This is a genomic window from Colwellia psychrerythraea 34H (genome assembly GCF_000012325.1).
In the GTDB taxonomy this organism is placed as follows: Bacteria; Pseudomonadota; Gammaproteobacteria; order Enterobacterales; family Alteromonadaceae; genus Colwellia; species Colwellia psychrerythraea_A.
The window spans coordinates 943,207-961,094 of sequence record NC_003910.7 but is presented as its reverse complement, the minus strand read 5'-3'; the positions used below and the strand labels follow the sequence as shown (position 1 = coordinate 961,094).

Sequence of the window (17,888 nt, the reverse complement as noted above, 5' to 3'; positions counted from 1 at the left end):
AATAGCTATCTATTAGCCAATTGAGCGCATTGATTGATTATCACTACGCATAACGAGATCACAAACTTAATTAAAATGGTGTTACTTAAGAAAACCTAACTCAAGCAGACTTACCTGTTGATAAATCTGGCTCAATTTTCTTGGCTACTTTCCAATAGCCTTTTGTTGTTTGCTTGTCTAGCATAGTAAACAAGTCTTTTTCTGGAATAGGCTTAGAATAATAATAGCCTTGAATAATATCGCAATCATTTTCAGTTAAGCTACGTAATTGCGCTTGTGTTTCTACCCCTTCTGCTACTACCGTCAAACCTAAGTTTTTAACCATTGCGATAGTCGAAGTAATAATTTGAAAGTCAGAATGATTTTCTAACATGCCAAAAATAAAACTCTTATCTATTTTAATAACATCAACAGGCATTTTCTTTAAATACGCTAACGATGAATAACCCGTACCAAAATCATCAATAGCAAAACTAAAGCCAATAACTTTCAAGGACTCCATCATCGCAATGGTATGATCCATATCTTTCACTAACGTTTGCTCAGTAAGCTCTAGTTCAAAATTTTTCGCTGTTAATGAGAATTCGACCAATAAATCATTTAGGAAATGCGGTAAATTAGCATCCATAAACTGTCCCGCAGATAAATTAATCGCAATACGTATGTTTTCTAGGCCGTATTCTTTGATACTTATTACTAACTCAAAGCATCGGCGAATAATCCAATAACCTAATTCGATCATATGTTGAGAGTTTTCTAAAATAGGAATAAAGTCCTCTGGCGAGATCATTCCGCGTTCAGGGTGTTGCCAGCGTAATAGTGCTTCAAAACCATATAGCTTTTTAGTTTTTGCACATATCTGCGGTTGTAGACTTAGACTAAACTGCTGTTTAGCTAACGCTTGTCTGACTTCACCTTCAAGCATCACCCTATGAGCGACACGTTGAAACATTTCTTGGTGATAGATGTGATACTGACCACCGCCATTATCTTTTGCTTCATACATGGCGATATCAGCATGGCTGATCAAATCATCCGACTTTTCTGTCGCTGATTCTGTATAAGCAATACCAATACTCGTTGAAACATAAAATATATTAGAGCCAAGTTTTATCGACTCTTTAAACTGTAACAGTACCTTCTCCGCTACTTCAATAGCATCATCGACACTGTTAAGGTGGCTAAGCACAATAACAAATTCATCACCGCCAAAACGACTCGCTAAATCTAGTTCACCAACACTAACCCGCACACGCTCAGCAGCTTGAATAAGTAACTTATCACCAATATTATGACCATTACTGTCATTAACCTTTTTAAAGTCATCTAAATCGAGAAACAGCACAGCAACACCACTTTTATGGCGAGCAATATTTGCTAATGACTTACGCAATTGATAATTAAGCATATTACGATTAGGCAAACCCGTTAGCAAATCATACATCGCTATATTTTCTAACTCTTTAGTTTTTTGCTCTACCACTAAGTTGAGTTGTTCTAATTCAAAGCTCAGCTCTTCAGATGAATGAGCTAATACATCTAATTCATCCGCAAACATTCGAGGTCTTTTTAGGTCAACTTGTCTAAACTGATCAAACTTTTTCTGTGCTAATAACGGAAGCGCATTAGATAACAGCAATAATCGTTTAGTAAAGGGACTAGAAATAAAGTAAACAAATGCCGCTAGTAAACTAAAAATAAGACTCAAAGATAATATAAAGCGCTTTTGGTATGCATCATTCTTTGCTTTATAAGCTGTCACATCATCAATTAAAGCGAGATAAAAACCTTGTTTGTCTTGCTCTGATAAAGTTAATAGGTTTATCAGGTAGCTATTTTTTTCTAAATCTAAGTGTAACCCCTGCGCTAATACTTGATTAAGTGCTGAATCAGGTTTATTCATCGCTAATAAGGACTCTGTTAGTCGCATATTAGATGCCGAAATCACTTTAGCTGAGGACGAGTTAATTTCACCATTAGCGGGTATCCGAATTACAGCAACATCTCTATCTAAAGTGGTTTTCAAAGCAAACAGCATATCAACCAATGAAGTACTCATGGTAACAACCACCATATCACCTTGCTTATTGAGTAAAGGTAAACTCAATAACAATTGACAGCTTTGTGGGCAATATATTCGATGTTCTGGTTCTTGTAATCTAAAGACTTGTGCAATGTTATCTTGCACTACTGCTGGGAAGTCATTGGTAGCAAATAAAATATTTTGTTTCTCATCAACTAACCAGATATCTTCAACGTTAAGGTGTAACTGTAGAGCGTCATATTGCTTCTCTAACTGCAAGGCTAGGTTAGAAAAATCATCTTGCTGTGATAATTGAATCAAGTCGGTGAAGGACTCTAACCAAACGGTAATTTTGGTGCGCAAAATACTATTGTGCAGATTAACTTGCACTTGACCTTGGACAATATTATTTTGCTGAAATTCTTGATAATCGGCTTGTAAACGCCAATAGGATAACGAAGAAAACCCTACCGCTAAAAGCAGTAAGGTTGAGACTATTAGTACCAAAAGCTTGGTTGGTACACCAACAAATTTTATATTCATAACACTACTTTTAAAACCAATACATCAACTGAATAGCCCACATTTGCCAATCTTCGGAGTCGTTAATTTGAGTATTAGGCACAACTACAGGTGTCAATTTACCTGCGCCATTTACCCAATGATATTCCATGCGAGCACTAAAATCACTGGTAATATCGTAATTTAGCCCTAAAGTAATATCTTTATGAAAACCGAAATAATAAGGAACTGCGCCACCTGTAGCTTGTTCCAGCTTTTTACCATCTTTATCATCTTTATCTGAATAAAAATCTTCATAGCGTGCTAAAAGCGTTACTTTTTTCGTTAATTTATAACGCGTCTGTAAGTAGAAACCTTGCCCAATACTATCACGTTGAAATCCTGGATAATAAAAGCCATCAATAATGAATCGTTGTTGATATATTTCACCGCTAAATTCCCAGTTTTCACCTTCATACAGAGCATTCATAGTATAATATTGAAAGGTAAAATCACTATCATAAAATACATCACCACTTTCTGGATGCCCTTGATCATAAGTAAATTCGGCATTAAGTAATGAAATACCAAAACGCCAGGGTGAAAATGCGGGTTGCCAATACAAGCTTGTTTGAGCATCATGATTCTGCTTCGCACTTCCTTGAGCAAACTCACTTAAAATATTTTTTGTCTGCTCATCTGAAATAGGTGATTTACCATAACTTAATTGCCAATCGAAATTACCATAGTCATCAGTACTATAACTAACTTTAGTTGCAATGCCATCACTGCCTACCGCAATATCTCTAAAACCATCAAAATATACTGATTGCGGTAAAATAATACTGGGTCTAGCAAAAGGAATATCTCTAGAACTAGAGTAGAGCCAATGATTGTTTTTAAAACGCCCAAAATACACATTGGCTTGCCAATGTTCACTGGTAAACGCCGACCAGTCAACTAATGCATAATCAATTCTTGCACCTTCTGAGTAGCGATTCCCACCATCTAAGTAAACCACTTGCCCTGCAAGGCGAAACTTATCCGATAATTGATAAGATGCATTAAGGCCGATTTCAGTTAATTCTGCAGACAAATCACCATCATCATTTACAAAATCACTACCATCAACATCAATCAATCCTTGTGAGATAAAACCATGTAATTGAAAATCTTGCGAATTAGAATAAGTTTCATTTTCTTCAGCTTGGGTAGCTCCTGCGTAATAACCAGTAAAGATTAACGCAAGCATGACTGCTCTGGAAATAAACCGTTTAAAACAATACAAATTATTAACTCTGTTAGACATTTCCACTGCAGCATTAGTCTTTAATTTTGATAACATTTACTACTCCTTTACCACTAGCCTGCTGACCTGCTTCCATATCAGGGGCTTCTATCCTGTTAGTACTTTCATTTTGCTTTAACTTTTTTAACGTATCGTCATCTATATAACCAATTGCACCGGGTGTTTTAGTAACCGCTTGAATAAGCTCTTTTTCAGAAGCCACTATTGTTGGTGCGACACCTAACCCCGAGTAAGTTAACTTATGCCAAATCCGATTAAGTTGATAAGGAAATATTTGTAACCGTTCTTTAGCAAATCGTTGATGGAGTTCGTGCTGACTCGGTAATACAAAGACATTAATTGCACTATTATCACTCCAACGCAATTGACGCATCGTATAGATACGCCGTAGTTGTGACTTGGTTAAGCTAATTTCAGTAACTTGCGGATGAGTTACTATCTCAATGGCTACAGCTTGTGAAGATACAAGACAGGCAAAGATGAGAACAATAACGAGTGAATAATATTTAATAAGGGATCCCTTACAATGAAACCGAATAAATGTAAAAAACTATTTAAAATCAATGTAATAATAAAAATAACTTGATAATAATAGCTCAAATAAACAAAAAATCAACATTTACATGCACCTAAAAGAGGTTTGACCAGTACTTTGCTGCTATATTCTTCGAAAACATCACTATTATCGCCAATAACAAAAAAAATAGAGAAATGATGCTTTTTTTTATTCACAGCGACGTCATTTTGTGTAATTATTAGGGAAATTAATTTTTAATGGTGTTTTAACAGAAGATGACCGCAAAGTTTACTGTTTTAGTGTTAAATGGCCCAAACTTGAATATGCTTGGTAAGCGAGAGCCTACTATATATGGCAATCAAGGCCTATCCGAGATTATAGCTGATCTAGGCTTGCAAGCTGATCAAAAAAATATTGTGTTAAAACACCTGCAATCAAATGCTGAGCATGAATTGGTCGATGCTATTCATAATGGCTATCAACAAGTAGATTTTATTATCATCAACCCTGCCGCTTTCACACATACTAGTGTTGCGATAAGAGATGCCTTACTTTCTGTTGCCATACCTTTTATCGAAGTACATTTATCAAATGTGCATGCTCGTGAAGCTTTCAGAAAACATTCTTATCTATCTGATATTGCCACAGGTGTGATTTGCGGTTTTGGTGCGCAAGGTTATAGCTTTGCCCTAGACGCTGCTTATACATACCTAAATAAAGCACAAGTAGATAAATAAGAACTAATAACAAACCGTAACAGTTAATGACCAATCATTAACTTATATTTAAAATATATTATTTTTAGTCACTCAAATTAAGGTGTCCCAATGGATATTCGTAAAATCAAAAAACTTATCGAACTTGTTGAAGAGTCTGGTATCAACGAATTAGAGATCTCTGAAGGTGAAGAATCAGTACGAATCAGCCGTGGTGCTGTCGCTATGCAAGCTGCTCCTATGATGCAAGCAGCCCCTATGGCAGCTCCTTTAGCAGCACCAGTTGCAGCAGCTCCTGTTGTGGCCGCTGCTCCAGTAGTTACTGGCCATATAGTTCGTTCTCCAATGGTTGGTACTTACTATGCTTCTGCTTCACCTGACTCTCCAGCATTTGCTGAAGTTGGCAAGCATGTAAATGCTGGCGATACTCTTTGTATTGTTGAAGCAATGAAAATGATGAACCAAATTGAAGCTGATAAGTCTGGCGTTATTAAAGAAATTTTAGCACAAAATGAAGACGCCATTGAATTTGACCAACCGCTATTCATCATTGAATAAGCCTAACCAGAAGGGTTATTCCATGTTAGATAAAGTTGTTATCGCCAACCGTGGCGAAATTGCCTTAAGAATATTACGTGCTTGTAAAGAGTTAGGTATTAAAACTGTAGCGGTTCACTCAACTGCTGACAAAAATCTTAAACACGTATTATTAGCTGATGAAACCATTTGTATTGGTAAAGCACCAGCGCCAGATAGCTACCTTAATATTCCTGCAATCATAACGGCAGCAGAATTAACTAATGCTGTAGCGATTCATCCAGGTTATGGATTTTTAGCAGAAAATGCTGATTTTGCTGAGCAAGTTGAAAACTCTGGTTTTGCCTTTATCGGTCCAAAAGCAGAAAGCATCCGTATTATGGGTGATAAAGTTCAAGCTATCAAAGCAATGAAAGTTGCAGGTGTACCTTGCGTACCAGGTTCTGATGGCCCATTGGATGACGATGAAGAAGCAAACAAAGCCCATGCTAAACGTATTGGTTACCCTATTATCGTTAAAGCTGCTGGTGGCGGTGGTGGTCGTGGCATGCGCGTTGTCCGTAGCGAAGCTGAATTAGTTGAGTCAATTGCTTTAACCAAAAAAGAAGCCGGCACAATTTTCAAAAATGATATGGTTTACATGGAAAAATTCCTTGAAAATCCACGTCATGTTGAAATTCAAATAATGGCTGACGGCAAAGGCGCTGCAATTCACTTAGGTGAACGTGATTGTTCAATGCAACGTCGTCATCAAAAAGTAGTAGAAGAAGCTCCTGCACCTGGTATTACGCCTGAAATGCGCGCTAAAATTGGTGAGCGTTGTTGTAAAGCTTGTGTTGACATTAACTATCGCGGTGCTGGTACCTTTGAATTTTTGTATGAAAATGGTGAATTCTATTTCATTGAAATGAATACACGTATTCAGGTTGAACATCCAGTAACTGAAATGATCACTGGTGTTGATTTGATCAAAGAACAACTTCGTGTTGCTGCTGGTCAACCGTTATCTTATACCCAAGATGACATCAAGGTTTCAGGTCACTCTATTGAATGTCGTATTAATGCGGAAGATCCTCGTACCTTTATCCCTTCACCGGGTAAAATTACGCGTTTCCACCCACCAGGTGGTTTAGGCGTACGTTGGGATTCTCATATTTATGCTGATTACTCTGTACCTCCACATTATGACTCTATGATTGGTAAATTAATTACTTGGGGTGATAACCGTGATGTAGCGATTGCACGTATGCGTAATGCTTTATCAGAGTTAGTGATTGATGGCATCAAAACTAACATTACTTTGCATCAAGACATTTTAAATGATCAAGGTTTTGTTAATGGCGGCGCTAACATTCATTATTTAGAGCAAAAGTTAGCTGAACTTGGCTAGCTAATACACAATTCTGAATAAATAAAAGCTCTGCAATTGCAGAGCTTTTTGTTATTCTAGCATCATAAAAATTAGTAAATACTCCACTTATTTTGAGTTAAAAATTATATGTCGAATTCCCATGAAAAACCAATGGCTCCAGCAGATGATGATTGTTGTGGTGGTGGTGCCTGTAATCCTTGTGTTTGGGATCACTATTACGCCGAATTACAAAAATGGCGTATTAAAGAAGCTAAAATCAAAGAGCAACAAACGGAAGCAGAAGCAGAAAAAAACTCAAAATAGCATCGCCGCTAAGAACTTCTCGCTCGAATATTCAAAGAAGTACCAACTTTCTTTAAACGCTTTTATTACTGTTCAAATAGTAACCATACAAATAGTAACAACAAGCTAACAATTGCCTACAACATTCCTAGTAAGACTTAGCTAATATCTCATCACTAACTAAAGAGTGAGACAGATATTATGTTAAATACTTTAAGACAGCACAGTAACTTTACCCCTGCTAATGCTTTCATGACTGATAGCAGACAACAAGATCATGATAAAGACGCTATGTGGGACAAACTTAACTTAAGCCAGCAATATGCCGTATGTACCCTAGGCCAGTTTGGTTACCTACTTACCTATGTGCGCTCAATCGGTGATGCTAGGTTAGCGATACTAAAACAGGATGGCAAAATTGCCACGATCAACGAAGCAGGTATTATCAATGTTAACCCTGCAATTAAGTGCCGCCAATAACACTCAGCTAATTTATCTAAAGACCAGACAGTAAAAGGCGAATAGTTACTCGCCTTTTACTCAGCTAAATTATACTTAAGCAGTTAAAATACTTAATGATTTTGACTTTTTCAGCATTAATTAAAGTAAATTTATCGCAATGAAAGTCTATCAACAAAGCACCTTATAAATATATCTCCGTTAACCACAAGTTCCCCCTCTGGGTTAGTTTTATAATCTCTTCTACTGAAACTTCTGGAGCACGTTCAATTAAGTGTAACTTTCCCCCTCTTTAAATAAAGTAAGGCACCTCATTATCAACAGCTTTACCACCATCCATTTATAACGTTGCAAAAACCCTCAAGTAAGTAAATCGATCCACTGTCATCCTTATTTTTCTTGAATGGCACTAAGGTAGTAACTCAACTCTCCTTCAATTCAGCTAAGGTAATTAATCCGTTAGATTCAACTCAATTTCCGAATGCAGCATGGACGATATTACCTCAAAAGATATGCTGTTCTTCTTTACTGATAATAAAAAGGAAACAATATGTTAGAAAGTACTCCATTACAAAGCACAACATTGAAAGGTAAAACAGCACTTATTACTGGTTCAACAAGTGGTATTGGCTTAGCCAGTGCTCACGTATTGGCTGAGCAAGGTATTAATTTAGTCTTACATGGTTTGATGAGCGATGATGAAGGCGCTAACCTAGCGCAGGAGTTTTCTGAAAAATATCAAATAAAAACCTTATTCGATAATGCTAACTTAATGGACACAAGTGCCATCAGCGTTTTTATGGATAAAGCCACAAAAACGATGGGCTCGATTGATATCTTGATCAACAATGCAGGTATTCAACATACAGAAGCAGTGGATACTTTTCCAGAGAGTAAATGGAATGCCATCATTGCCATTAATTTAACCGCTGCCTTTCATACGACTCAGCACGCTTTAAGTGGTATGAAAGCCAACTCATGGGGCAGAATTGTTAATATTGCTTCTGTTCATGGCCTTGTTGCCTCTAAAAATAAAGTCGCATATTGTGCAGCAAAACATGGCATTGTTGGCCTGACCAAAGTCGTTGCTCTTGAGTGCGCAGAACATGGCATTACTGCCAATGCTATTTGTCCAGGCTGGGTAGATACGCCACTTATCAATGATCAAATCACTGAAATTGCCAATAAAGAAAGTACCAGCTTTGAGCAAGCAAAATACCAACTTATTACCGCCAAACAGCCTGTACCTGATATGATGGCGCCTCGTCAAATTGGTGAGTTCATCCTCTTTCTTTGCAGTGATAGTGCCCGCAGCATTACCGGTTCGTCATTGCCTATGGATGGCGCTTGGACCGCTCAATAACAAGCCTTTTTAAAATACCTGTTTCATTGCCCTTCACTGCAATTAATTATAGAAGTTAATTTGTTGTCACTGATAAATAGAGAGCATAACTAGTGTTCTCTATATTTTTTAAACAAACATTAATCTGAGATTCAAGTTCTCCCCCAAGGACTACTTTATTCGCTAAGCAGATAATTAATTTAAATTTTTTGCCAGATATTTTATAATTAATAATTTATGTCATATTAGTGATAAGTCTCAGTAATATCAGTAGTTGGCTGTGTAGAGAATAATCTAATCATAACGAGAAAAATGTACCAACCATTACCCTTTTAATATAAGTTGAAAGAAATCACTCTCAAGGATAAAAAATGACTTTAGCTAGAACACTGCCCATACGTATATTTTTCGTGGCTGCACTACTTTTTCTGTCTGGCTGCGCCACCATGAATCTAGACTACGAAGAGCCCACTATCGAGTTAGTTTCTTTTAAGGCTTTGCCAGCTAATGGCTTCGAACAAAATTTTGAAATAGGTTTGAAATTAACCAATCCTAATGATTTTGAATTGCCGTTCAATGGTATTAGCTATCAACTAAGCGTGGCAGGAGAGGCATTAGCACATGGTGTTGCCGCGAATATCCCCACTGCAACAGCATACGGAGAGTCACGCTTTGTAGTTCCTGTTTCAACCAGCTTAATGGGAGGCTTCAAGGTGATTAGAGCGCTTATGAATAGTAAAGGACAAGATATCAGTTACCAATTGAAGGCCAAATTAGATATCGACATTCCCTTTATGCCCAAGTTAACTGTTATTCAAGACGGTATTATTCCCCTCGGTCAAAAGCCTCAATAACGAGGTTTATCATCCCTAGTTTTAGAGATTGAATGAACTGTTGCTCTATAAGTGAAGGCTGAGTTATATTTAAGAATAAAAATCGAGCCTACTAAACTAGGTAAAGCGAACTAACAGCAAGGTAAAATTATTGGTCATTAATACCTGCTTTAACAAATTGTCCAATGAGCTGATAAGTTTGTTGGCATTCATCGCTAACTAAATCATTTAGCAACATATAGGCGTGAGTCATACCATCAAAAGAATGGTGTTCAACATTTACGCCGACCTCATCCAACGATTTAGCATAAGCGACACCTTCATCTCTTAGCGGGTCGCATCCAGCAGTAATGACCAAAGTTGTTGGCATATTCGCTGAAAACTTACCAAGTAATGGTGATGCTTTCACTATTTTAGCTTGCGTGATTTCATCTTGCTCTAAACTGCTTACTTGGAAGTACTGCTGAAAGTACCAATGCATTTTATCTTTTTCTAATAAGAAACCTTGACCATTTTCATCAATAGAAGCACTCGCCATGGTGTAATCCACACTCGGATAAACCAAAATTTGCTTATCAATTTTTATCGAATTACTGGTCTTTTCATTAATTAAGTTATTCATTACTAAACTAGTACAGATGGCTCCACCAGCACTATCACCAGCAATATAGAGTTCATCACTATACTTCATTTCTGTCAGAAGGCTTTGATAGCGTTCAAGTACTTGCTGACAATCATCCAAGCCTGCTGGATATGGGTATTCAGGTGCTAATCGATAATCAACACAAATGACAATAGCCTGAGTAGCAAGCGCGAGTTTACGACTGATGGGATCATATAAATCGGCACTGCCACACATATGTCCGCCGCCATGAAAATGTAGTAATACTGGCAACATATCATTAGGCGCAGGATTATAAATACGAACTGGAATATTATGGCTAGAGGTCGCTAAAAAAGAATCTTTTACTATCGCTATATTTGGCCCTGCCCCCATTAACGCCGATAAATTATCTAAGCCCTGTCTAACTAATTCAGCACTAAAGCCCTGCCCGGTTGCTTTGGCCGCAGCAATGGCAATATTTGCTTGCTCAAGAAGTGGTACTAACTTGGGGGATATTATTCCGCGCATAATTTATCCTTAATTGTTAATTCTTTAACCTTACCCGTTTCAGGCAAGAAAAAACTGCCAATAAAAAAGGTACTACTTATTAATGAAATGAGAATAAATGAAGCGGTATAATCACCTTGATTCATATCCACTAATTTACCAAATAGCCATAAGATAACAGTAGAAAGTAAGTAGCTGATTGAATAGAAAAAACTAAATACTACGGTAATACGTTGCCCTGTCATTTTAGGTAACTCATGTGGAATAGAAACCAGCGCAGTGATAGGGAAGAAAATAAAAAATCCTAATACAATGGCAGATAGAGTTTGTAACCAAACACTGCTACTAAAAGATACCCCAATAATAGTCAGCACCATCATAGCACCAGACCATCGAATAACAGGTAAACGAAGTGGCATTTTTTTACTGTAAATAATGCCCGCTAATGTACCAACAATACCAAAACCTATCACCCACTTACTCTGGCTAATGCCGGCTTTAGGGTAAAAAGTAAATAGACAGATATAAAATGCCAATAAACCCGAATAAGTTAAGCCGTAAGCCCAAATAAATTTATCCTTTAGACCATCAATATAACTGTAATTTTCGACGGTTTGACTCTCTTGGTCGTGTCCCTGAGTCTCAGGTTCAAAATTTACCAATAGCCAAACAAAACTTAGCAATAAACTAGCAATTGAAAAGCTAATCAAACTAATTTTCCAATCCCCAGTGAATTGGTTGATTGCGGTCATTTTCCATAACACGACACCCGTACCAATATTAAAAGCAACCGCGTTAAGACCGTTAATAACAGGGCGTTCATTAACTGGAAACCATTGCATAACAATAGGGTTGAAGTAGACGATCATGAACGCTCCACCTAATCCCATCAGGAATCGACTTAGCAATAACAATTCATAGTTAGGAGCAAAGGGCGTTAATAAACCAATGGCTATAAACAAGCTAGCAATAAAAAAAGCATACTTAAGGCCAAACTTTAACGCAACCCAAGCAGCAGCGAACGTACCAACAATTTTTGCCAAGGTTACCGCGCCACTGATAAAGCTTGCAGAAGCTAAACTATCTATGTGCATAGCCGACATTATTTGCCCCATACTTGCTGTGCCGCCTACCCAAGCCATAGCAAATAGTACATAACTAATAAAAACAATGGCTTCAACCAAGTATTTGTTACTGATTTTCATATATGATAGTTTCTAATCAAGGTAAATATTTACCTTTAGATTAGCGTATGACTGTTAGCAAATAACTACTACCTTAGTTCACTACCCCGTTAGATAGGCCGTGTTATGCTGACCATAGTGCTATATATATTCATATTAATCGCTAACTTAAATAAGTTAATCGCTTGGTACATTATTTTTGAGACAGATCACACCATAAAGGATAGTTCTTGTTAGTTTGGCTTTCACTCGATACTTGGCTTATCACGATACTGTCCATTGCTTATTTGGCAGTACTTTTTATTGTTGCCCATTGGGGACAAAATCAAGCATCTGAAAATTGGAGCTGTAAACCTTGGGTTTATAGTTTATCGCTGGGCGTTAGCTGTAGCTCATGGGCATTTTATGGCACCGTTGGACAAGCAGCGACCACAGGGGCATGGCTCGCACCAATTTATATCGGCTCTATTCTTTGTTTAGTGCTGGCTTGGCCAATGCTACACAAAATTCTCCTGATCGTTAAGCAGCAAAATTTAACTTCCATTGCTGATTTTATTGCCTTTCGCTACGACCGTTCACCTAAAGTTGCTGCGCTGGTTACCCTTGTTGCACTAACGGGTATTATCCCCTATATCGCGCTACAACTTCGCGCCATCAGTACCAGTTTTGATCTATTAACCGGTACTTATCAGTCGGGTATCAGCACTGCTTTTGTGGTGACTATCGTACTTATCTTTTTCAGTATTTTATTTGGTACGCGCCAAATAGCCGCCAATAAACAAAATCAAGGGTTAGTACTGGCCATCGCTTTTAGCTCTGTTATTAAATTGTTTGCCTTAACAGCAGTAGGTATTTTTGCCACCTTCTATGTTTTTGATGGTTTTACCGACTTAATCAACCAAGGTGAAAATATCAGCTCAATTACTGGCACTAATTCTGTTTATCTTGCAGTAGCACAAGCAGTATTAGGGGCGATTACTATATTTATCTTACCTCAGCAGTTTCATATGATGATGATTGAAAATCACCATCAACAAGAGTTAAAAACTGCCCGTTGGCTGTTTCCTTTATACCTATTACTTATTAATGTTTTTATTTTACCTATCGCAATTGCTGGGCAGTTAACCTTCCCCGGCGGCAGTGTCGATGCCGATACTTATGTGTTAACTCTCCCACTTTTTTACCAACAAGCTTGGCTTGGCATTACGGTTTATATTGGTGGCTTAGCTGCAGCAACCAGCATGGTAATCGTCGCCGCTATTGTATTGAGTACCATGGTATCAACCGAAGTATTAACGCCACTGGTATTAAAGTTTCGATTGTTTAATACCAAACAAAAACAACAAATGTCTGGGCTATTGCTTAACCTGCGTCGTGGTTCTATCGCCATAATTCTTCTTCTTGCCTTCATTTTCGAGCGTATCATTGCTCAGCAAAATCACCTTGCCACCATCGGCTTATTATCATTTGTTTTACTCTCACAATTTGCCCCAGCGACCATTGGTGCTTTGTACTGGCGTAAAGCCAATGCAAAGGCAGCATTAACGGGCTTGGTTGTCGGCAGTATCGTCTGGCTCTATACCCTGTTATTACCAGCATTAATCCCCAACAGCCAGTGGATTGAAACAGGCTTATGGCAAATGACTTGGTTAAAACCTACTGCCCTCTTTGGCGTTGATTTTTTAGATAGTACTAGCCATGGTGTTTTTTACAGTTTGCTGCTCAACGTTATCTGTTACGTTGTTGTCTCATTAATCAGCCAACGCAGTGTCGGTGAAAAATTACAAGCCGAATATTTTGTCAATAAAAGCCAAAATCAGTTTGAACGGAATTTATCCCTCGATGATTTATACAGTTTATTAGTACGCTTTATTGATAAACCGGCTGCTGAAGCGTTAATGACCTTTGCTAAAAGCAGTGAAAAAAACGAAAGTAACATTGAATACACTCGTCTACAGCTTTCGGGTGTACTAGGCTCAGCTTCAACACGCATGGTAATGAAAGCAGCCTCAACATCTCAGGATATGCCGCTAGAAGATGTTGTAAGTATTGTCGATGAAGCCAACCAAATGTTTCGCTTTAACCGCGAGTTATTACAATCAGGGGTAGAGAATATTGAACAAGGTATTAGTGTCATTGACGCCGATATGCGCTTAGTTGCTTGGAATCAACGCTATATTCAATTGCTTGATTATCCTGAAGGGTTTGTCTGTGCAGGAAAGCCTATTGAAGAGTTATTACGCTATAACATTGCCAAAGGCATAATTACAGGTACAGGTACTGGAGAAAGCGCTAGTAGGCACGACGAAGGTGAAGATTTAATTACCCGACGTATTGAGCATATGCGTATGGGGCATAACCATTACTTTCAGCGTTCTATGCCCAATGGCGTGGTATTAGAAATTAGGGGGCAATCAATGCCTGGTGGCGGTTTTGTTAGCACCTTTTCTGATATTACCGCCCATATTGAAGCAGAAAAAGCCTTACAAAAAGCTAACGAAAGTTTAGAAAGGCGTGTTGAAGAAAGAACGCAAGAGCTGAGACGTGCTAAAGCAGAAGCTGAAGCAGCCAACAGCAGTAAAACACGTTTTTTAGCTGCCGCCAGCCATGACTTAATGCAGCCCTTTAATGCGTTGTCACTATTTACTTCGATGCTGAAAAAGAAAGTCGAAAATGACGAATTAGCACAACTGGCTAATAATATTGACGATTCATTGAATGTTGTTGAAGCGCTACTTTCCGATTTAGTCGAAATCTCACGTCTTGATAATAACTTAGACATTATTGAGAAGAACCACTTTGCGTTAGATGAGTTATTAATACCGTTAAAGAATGAGTTTACCGTTTTAGCCCAACAAGATGACATTAGCTTTAGTTATCAACCTAGTTCAACATGGGTAAATTCCGATAAGCGTATGTTACGTAGAATACTACAAAATTTTTTATCAAACGCTGTACATTATTGCCGTGATAAAACCGGTGACAAAGCCGGTATTACCAACAAAATAGTTTTAGGTGTTCGCCACAAAAAAGACGTTGTCCGTATTGAAGTTTGGGATAACGGCCCGGGGATAGCGGTCGATAAACAACTGACTATTTTTCAAGAGTTTGAGCGATTAGACCAAAATCGTGAGATACCAGGTCTAGGATTAGGCTTAGCTATTGCCGAACGTATGGCTTCGTTACTCGATTTGAAAATATCACTTAAATCGACCGTAGGAAAAGGCACATGCTTTATGCTTGAGCTACCGAGAGTTGAGCATAAAGCCGTCAATCTACCAGGTAACTTATCTAACAAAATACCGAATAAAACAGCAAGCCATGACATTAAAAATACCGTTACTATCAATGAAGACTTTGCTGATATGTCAGTATTAGTTATTGATAATGATGCGTTGATGTTAACCGCTATATCTTCACAATTGATTGAATGGGGCTGTTTGGTTTATACCGCGAAAGATAAAGAATCGCTAACTAAGATTGTGACTGAAATGCAACAACCCGCTCGCTTCATCATTGCTGATTACCATCTCGATAATAATACCAATGGCGTTGATTTGGTAAGCCATTTATTACGTAAAGAGCATTGGCAAAGCCCTTGTGTGATCTGCTCTGCCGATCCTTCTGAACAAGTTAGGCAACACACCAGCGATGCAAATTTTCTATTTTTACGAAAACCCGTTAAATCATTAGCGTTAAAACGTTTGATCAGACAGATAACGTCGACCGTGTTATAAAATGATAAAATAGTAAACGCATCAGCTTTCATATATTATTAGACATATATCCTAAATTTATTTCTACTTTTATGAAACCATTTTTTGGCTTTTCCTAATAAGTTTCAAATAATTCTATCACTTAGTTTTTACTAAAAAATTTGTAGGCCCTACTATGTTAAATAAAATCCCCCTAACCTCACTTGTATTAGCCAGTTTGTTGCTAAGCGCTTGTGGTGGCTCAGATAAGCAAGACTTGGTTCTAGATAAAGAGCTCGAACAGGCTAAATTCTCATTAGGTATGAGTGATGCGCCAGTAGAAGAAGCAGAGGTAGTCGCTATTGAAATTGATAGCATTAAGCTCACTAATACTGATGATAACAATGGTAAACAAGAAGTATTGATAGAAGAATTTACCAACGAAGATGGCGATATTGTAGATACCATTCAAGTAAATTTACTCGATTTTACTGGCATAGCGCAAATGAAAATTGTTGATGAGGCCCAAGGCATCACTTTAGCGACTGGTGTTTATACTATGGAGTTAGTGGTTGTTGATGCTGGCTCTTATGTCATATTAGACAATGATGCTACAGAATATGACATTAAAGTGCCTAGCTCACGCTTAAAGCTTGGTGAATTTACAGTGCACAGCGATGCCGTACAAGTAGATAATAAACCTGCCTACACCATAGAGTTTGACCTGACAAAATCGTTAGTGTTACGTGGTAATGATCCGGCAAAAAATGGTTATATCATTAAACCTCATGGTGTTCGTATTGTTAGCTTATATGGTGATATAACAGGTACTGTTTCAGCAGAAAACACCAATTTAGGGCCTTGTATGGTTTATTTATATGATGAAGCACCAACAACGCTAGCGGATTTATTTGATAGTAATGATGAAAGCTTTATTGGCGAAATACCCACTGCAATTGAGCCCTTAGCAGCAACAACGGTTGCTGTTGATGGCAACTATAGCATTGGTTTTGTACCTGAAGGTGATTATACCGTAGCACTTCGATGTAATACCGAGGTCGATGATAATGTTCAATATGACCAACTGGTGATCCCATCGCCTGAAGGGAACTCACAAGCAGTTAATGTTTCAGCGGGTAATACCAATGAAGTGAACTTTTAACGGTATATGATCTGAGATATTTTATTAGACCAAGCACTTTGCTTGGTCTTTTTTTGGCCTTTTATCACACAATATAACGCTCACTGCGTAAAATTAGTTCCGGCAGCCTACTAAGAATAGTTTAGATGGGGCTATTAACATTCTCTGTTGGCGACAACATCAGCTGCTGATAAGCAAGCCCTGCTAACGTTCGATTATTCACTTCCAACTTTTCCAAAATAGCTGAAACATGTTTTTTCACTGTAGTTTCTTTGATGTTGAGATAATAAGCAATCTGCTTATTGAGTTGACCATCAGCAATTTGAGTTAACACTACGTACTGTTGCGGCGTTAATTGTCCTAGCTGTTTAGCGAGTTTTTGATGAGCAAGTGCGGTTTGTTGGCCTGCATTTTTTTCTATCAATTCAGGTAACCAAATATCACCCATCAATACTGTATCAATGGCACTAGCAATGGTAGTCAAGTCGGCTGATTTAGGAATAAATGCTGCAGCACCAAAGTTAATCGCTTTTTGCATGGTCTCATCATTATCATCAGAAGACACCATAATCACCACTAAATCGGGGTAGTGGTTTTGCAGCTGAGTAAGTCCGGTAAAACCATCATTACCTGGCATATGCAAATCGAGAAAAACGATTTCTAGACTCGGAGTGGCTTCAATAGCAATTAATAGTTCACTAAAGTTGTCGGCTTCTAACGTGCCGGCATCATCAATACATTCGATAATTGCTTGTTTAAGTGCCGTACGAAATAACGGATGATCATCGGCAATAATAACTTTTGCTTGTGACATTTAACGCTCCTACATGATTCTTAATCCAGTATGAAAAAAAGAGCTGACAAGT

Annotated in this window: 15 protein-coding genes; 9 read left to right on the top strand and 6 right to left on the bottom strand. The window is 37.9% G+C overall.

The genetic code is table 11. The features are described from left to right. Nucleotides 1-100: 100 nt before the first annotated feature. The 3 genes from CPS_RS04225 to CPS_RS04215 are packed head-to-tail and all read right to left on the bottom strand — an operon-like array spanning nucleotide 101 to nucleotide 4,206. Nucleotides 101-2,566, bottom strand: a complete 2,466-nt coding sequence (locus CPS_RS04225; protein ID WP_011041795.1) for a putative bifunctional diguanylate cyclase/phosphodiesterase — start codon at nucleotides 2,564-2,566, stop codon at nucleotides 101-103. A gap of 10 nt (nucleotides 2,567-2,576) precedes the next feature. After that, entirely contained in the window at nucleotides 2,577-3,869 is a 1,293-nt protein-coding gene (locus CPS_RS04220; RefSeq protein WP_011041794.1) for an outer membrane beta-barrel protein, read from the bottom strand. Then, nucleotides 3,847-4,206 carry a hypothetical protein gene (locus tag CPS_RS04215; RefSeq protein ID WP_011041793.1) on the bottom strand — a complete coding sequence of 120 codons (360 nt, stop codon included), beginning with the start codon at nucleotides 4,204-4,206 and terminating at the stop codon, nucleotides 3,847-3,849. Before CPS_RS04215 ends, CPS_RS04220 begins: the two co-directional genes overlap by 23 nt. Before the next feature lie 419 nt (nucleotides 4,207-4,625). Between CPS_RS04215 and aroQ the strand changes: the two genes are divergently transcribed. From aroQ to CPS_RS04185, 7 genes are all read left to right on the top strand, one after another. Further along, nucleotides 4,626-5,087 carry a type II 3-dehydroquinate dehydratase gene (aroQ, locus tag CPS_RS04210; RefSeq protein ID WP_011041791.1) on the top strand — a complete coding sequence of 154 codons (462 nt, stop codon included), beginning with the start codon at nucleotides 4,626-4,628 and terminating at the stop codon, nucleotides 5,085-5,087. A 90-nt stretch (nucleotides 5,088-5,177) separates the two neighbouring features. Further along, nucleotides 5,178-5,624 (top strand): acetyl-CoA carboxylase biotin carboxyl carrier protein, encoded by a 447-nt coding sequence (accB, locus tag CPS_RS04205; RefSeq protein WP_011041790.1) that lies wholly within the window; start codon nucleotides 5,178-5,180, stop codon nucleotides 5,622-5,624. A gap of 22 nt (nucleotides 5,625-5,646) precedes the next feature. After that, nucleotides 5,647-6,993 (top strand): acetyl-CoA carboxylase biotin carboxylase subunit, encoded by a 1,347-nt coding sequence (gene accC / locus CPS_RS04200; RefSeq protein WP_011041789.1) that lies wholly within the window; start codon nucleotides 5,647-5,649, stop codon nucleotides 6,991-6,993. 108 nt (nucleotides 6,994-7,101) lie between these two features. Beyond that, entirely contained in the window at nucleotides 7,102-7,278 is a 177-nt protein-coding gene (locus CPS_RS23165; RefSeq protein WP_011041788.1) for an oxidoreductase-like domain-containing protein, read from the top strand. Between the two features lie 180 nt (nucleotides 7,279-7,458). Then, on the top strand, nucleotides 7,459-7,737 hold the full coding sequence (locus CPS_RS04195) for a hypothetical protein (protein WP_011041787.1): 279 nt from the start codon (nucleotides 7,459-7,461) through the stop codon (nucleotides 7,735-7,737). A 529-nt stretch (nucleotides 7,738-8,266) separates the two neighbouring features. Further along, nucleotides 8,267-9,079 (top strand): 3-hydroxybutyrate dehydrogenase, encoded by an 813-nt coding sequence (locus CPS_RS04190; RefSeq protein WP_011041786.1) that lies wholly within the window; start codon nucleotides 8,267-8,269, stop codon nucleotides 9,077-9,079. A gap of 350 nt (nucleotides 9,080-9,429) precedes the next feature. Further along, nucleotides 9,430-9,912 (top strand): LEA type 2 family protein, encoded by a 483-nt coding sequence (locus CPS_RS04185; RefSeq protein WP_011041785.1) that lies wholly within the window; start codon nucleotides 9,430-9,432, stop codon nucleotides 9,910-9,912. Between the two features lie 127 nt (nucleotides 9,913-10,039). Here the strand turns inward: CPS_RS04185 and CPS_RS04180 are convergent, their stop codons facing one another. Both CPS_RS04180 and CPS_RS04175 read right to left on the bottom strand, forming a co-directional pair. Beyond that, the gene (locus tag CPS_RS04180; protein WP_011041784.1) at nucleotides 10,040-11,023 is read right to left on the bottom strand and encodes an alpha/beta hydrolase; all 984 of its coding nucleotides are present in this window, start codon (nucleotides 11,021-11,023) and stop codon (nucleotides 10,040-10,042) included. Continuing rightward, complete coding sequence (locus CPS_RS04175) at nucleotides 11,011-12,207, bottom strand: MFS transporter (RefSeq protein WP_011041783.1); 1,197 nt, start codon at nucleotides 12,205-12,207, stop codon at nucleotides 11,011-11,013. The genes CPS_RS04180 and CPS_RS04175 overlap by 13 nt, the downstream gene beginning before the upstream one ends. Before the next feature lie 209 nt (nucleotides 12,208-12,416). On the opposite strand from CPS_RS04175, the gene CPS_RS04170 reads away from it, so the two are divergent. Together CPS_RS04170 and CPS_RS04165 are read left to right on the top strand one after the other, a co-directional pair. Beyond that, on the top strand, nucleotides 12,417-15,923 hold the full coding sequence (locus CPS_RS04170) for a PAS domain-containing hybrid sensor histidine kinase/response regulator (RefSeq protein WP_011041782.1): 3,507 nt from the start codon (nucleotides 12,417-12,419) through the stop codon (nucleotides 15,921-15,923). 154 nt (nucleotides 15,924-16,077) lie between these two features. Then, on the top strand, nucleotides 16,078-17,043 hold the full coding sequence (locus CPS_RS04165) for a DUF4382 domain-containing protein (RefSeq protein ID WP_011041781.1): 966 nt from the start codon (nucleotides 16,078-16,080) through the stop codon (nucleotides 17,041-17,043). A 121-nt stretch (nucleotides 17,044-17,164) separates the two neighbouring features. On the opposite strand, the gene CPS_RS04160 is transcribed toward CPS_RS04165, so the two are convergent. Further along, nucleotides 17,165-17,836, bottom strand: a complete 672-nt coding sequence (locus CPS_RS04160; protein ID WP_011041780.1) for a response regulator transcription factor — start codon at nucleotides 17,834-17,836, stop codon at nucleotides 17,165-17,167. Between the last annotated feature and the right edge of the window lie 52 nt (nucleotides 17,837-17,888).

Excerpts from the sequence above, each read along its gene's own strand:
- CPS_RS04225 (WP_011041795.1), bottom strand. The coding sequence starts at position 2,566 with ATGAATATAAAATTTGTTGGTGTACCAACCAAGCTTTTGGTACTAATA.
- CPS_RS04220 (WP_011041794.1), bottom strand. The coding sequence starts at position 3,869 with ATGTTATCAAAATTAAAGACTAATGCTGCAGTGGAAATGTCTAACAGA.
- CPS_RS04215 (WP_011041793.1), bottom strand. The coding sequence starts at position 4,206 with ATGCGTCAATTGCGTTGGAGTGATAATAGTGCAATTAATGTCTTTGTA.
- aroQ (WP_011041791.1), top strand. The coding sequence starts at position 4,626 with ATGACCGCAAAGTTTACTGTTTTAGTGTTAAATGGCCCAAACTTGAAT.
- accB (WP_011041790.1), top strand. The coding sequence starts at position 5,178 with ATGGATATTCGTAAAATCAAAAAACTTATCGAACTTGTTGAAGAGTCT.
- accC (WP_011041789.1), top strand. The coding sequence starts at position 5,647 with ATGTTAGATAAAGTTGTTATCGCCAACCGTGGCGAAATTGCCTTAAGA.
- CPS_RS23165 (WP_011041788.1), top strand. The coding sequence starts at position 7,102 with ATGTCGAATTCCCATGAAAAACCAATGGCTCCAGCAGATGATGATTGT.
- CPS_RS04195 (WP_011041787.1), top strand. The coding sequence starts at position 7,459 with ATGTTAAATACTTTAAGACAGCACAGTAACTTTACCCCTGCTAATGCT.
- CPS_RS04190 (WP_011041786.1), top strand. The coding sequence starts at position 8,267 with ATGTTAGAAAGTACTCCATTACAAAGCACAACATTGAAAGGTAAAACA.
- CPS_RS04185 (WP_011041785.1), top strand. The coding sequence starts at position 9,430 with ATGACTTTAGCTAGAACACTGCCCATACGTATATTTTTCGTGGCTGCA.
- CPS_RS04180 (WP_011041784.1), bottom strand. The coding sequence starts at position 11,023 with ATGCGCGGAATAATATCCCCCAAGTTAGTACCACTTCTTGAGCAAGCA.
- CPS_RS04175 (WP_011041783.1), bottom strand. The coding sequence starts at position 12,207 with ATGAAAATCAGTAACAAATACTTGGTTGAAGCCATTGTTTTTATTAGT.
- CPS_RS04165 (WP_011041781.1), top strand. The coding sequence starts at position 16,078 with ATGTTAAATAAAATCCCCCTAACCTCACTTGTATTAGCCAGTTTGTTG.
- CPS_RS04160 (WP_011041780.1), bottom strand. The coding sequence starts at position 17,836 with ATGTCACAAGCAAAAGTTATTATTGCCGATGATCATCCGTTATTTCGT.